Here is a 997-nt window from a genome sequence, read left to right on the forward strand (position 1 = left end):
TAACGAATTAGCGGAGACGACGTTCCCCGACCCTGAGTCCCAACGGGACGTTAGGGACTGGCATGTAGCTTGCGTATGCGAGCGAATGCCAGAAGGGGAATGTGGCAAAGCCCAAGCGAGGCCGTAAGTGCCGAAGCGCAGCGTTTCCGCGCTGTTATACGCTGGTTGCTACTATAAGATTAAAGTTTATCCCAGTTAGGAAGTTTATCTTTCTTTCCAACTTTTCCCATAACTTTTTTGAATCCATCTTCAATTGATTCTTTAGTTTTTCCTTGAATTCGTTTTTTGAGAAGGTTTGCAGTATCAATATCGCTTATACCTCTTGTAAAAGCATATAAAGCAAATTGATTAAGAGAAACACCCTGCGTAGCAGCAGTTTTTTCAATTCTCTCTTTCAAATCTTCAGGAATACGAATAGTTAAAACATTTTTCTTATTCATAATTTAATCTCCAGAATTTAGCAAAATCAGTAGGTGTGATAACTTTAAAAGAATCAAATTTGAGTTCATTTTTAAGATTAAAATCCTTAATATTTGAAGTAATTAAGTATCTACTGTTACTAGCAAAAGCAAGTTCGACAAAGAGATTATCGTTTTCGTCGCTAAGATTAGGTCTAAGTAGATAGTTAATAGAAAAAGGCGTAGCCACAAAAGCTATGAAGTCCAAAACCAAATTAATGTCCTTCTTTGACAAAGCTAGGTCAGAAAGTGACTTATCTCTTAATAAAACATCTGAATATTCGGTAAAAACAGGTGTGGATAAAGCCAACTCAATTCTTCTGTTTTCAACTAAGTTAAGTATAAAATGTGAAGCCCCTCTATTATCTCTAAGAGCTTGGTAAATCACATTTGTATCTATAGTAACCCGCACATTTAAATGATATCAAATATGCTATCATAAATACAGCAAAAATTTTTCAGAAATTTACCTTTCTTCGCAAAAACGACATTTTTTTCTTGAGAAATCGAGTTTTAGCAACTTGCGTATAACGAACTAG

Annotated in this window: 2 protein-coding genes; both read right to left on the minus strand. The window is 35.2% G+C overall.

Features of this window, described 5'->3' with window-relative positions; translation table 11 throughout:
• Window positions 1-179 precede the first annotated feature (179 nt).
• The gene (locus EHQ16_RS12500; RefSeq protein WP_135636116.1) at window positions 180-440 is read right to left on the minus strand and encodes a toxin-antitoxin system HicB family antitoxin; all 261 of its coding nucleotides are present in this window, start codon (window positions 438-440) and stop codon (window positions 180-182) included.
• Window positions 433-846, minus strand: a complete 414-nt coding sequence (locus tag EHQ16_RS12505; protein WP_244242070.1) for a PIN domain-containing protein — start codon at window positions 844-846, stop codon at window positions 433-435. Before EHQ16_RS12505 ends, EHQ16_RS12500 begins: the two co-directional genes overlap by 8 nt.
• Window positions 847-997 lie beyond the last annotated feature (151 nt).

Origin of the sequence: Leptospira kanakyensis (assembly GCF_004769235.1) — a bacterium.
Lineage (GTDB): Bacteria > Spirochaetota > Leptospiria > Leptospirales > Leptospiraceae > Leptospira_A > Leptospira_A kanakyensis.